This is a genomic window from Vibrio sp. 10N.286.49.C3 (assembly GCF_041469545.1).
Lineage (GTDB): Bacteria > Pseudomonadota > Gammaproteobacteria > Enterobacterales > Vibrionaceae > Vibrio > Vibrio tasmaniensis_A.
In genome coordinates, this window is record NZ_JBFRKT010000026.1 from 1,455 (window position 1) to 2,121 (window position 667).

Annotated in this window: 1 pseudogene; it reads left to right on the forward strand. The window is 40.9% G+C overall.

Annotated features, from left to right (window positions below):
- Nucleotides 1–587 (forward strand): annotated as a pseudogene (locus tag AB4180_RS12155) (ISNCY family transposase); the annotation flags it as partial.
- Nucleotides 588–667 lie beyond the last annotated feature (80 nt).

A 667-nucleotide genomic window follows, 5' to 3' on the forward strand; every position in this document is an offset into this window, starting at 1 on the left:
ACCGCCTCATTAAAGAGATGCGACTACAAGGCATTAATACCATCAAAGAGGCCAATGCCTGGCTTCCCTACTTCATTACGGACTTCAATCAACGCTTTGCTAAACCCGCCAATTACCCAAAAGACATGCACCGTCCTATTAGAGAAACATCCGCAGATTTGGACGATATTTTTGCATGGCAGGTCGTTCGAAAACTATCAAAGTCGTTAACCTTTCAGTACGACCAGATTGTTTATTTGGTTGAAAATATTGAAGAAAACTCCCGCTTGGTTCATGAAAACGTATTGATTTTAGAGTACCCAAACGGCGACATTAGTGTGAGATACGGACATCGAGCATTGAGATATAAAGTGTTTGATAAACAGACCAAACTTGACCAAGGTCGAGTGGTTGAAAACAAAAGACTGGGACAAGTGTTACGTTTTGCTCAGGATAAACAAGATGAGTTTGAGGTTTCACAAAAACGTAAACGGAACAATAAAACGGCAAGCAGAACGGCTCAAAGACAGGCAATGAATGAGCAGCTACGCGCATTAAATCCAGTTTTAGAGAAGCCCGAACAATTCAAAGCAAGTCATACCAAGTAACCCACTACCCTTGATTCTTTTCTCCCAAAGGTGACATTTCTATTTGGGAGAAAAGAGGACATTTTAAAATGGGATTGACA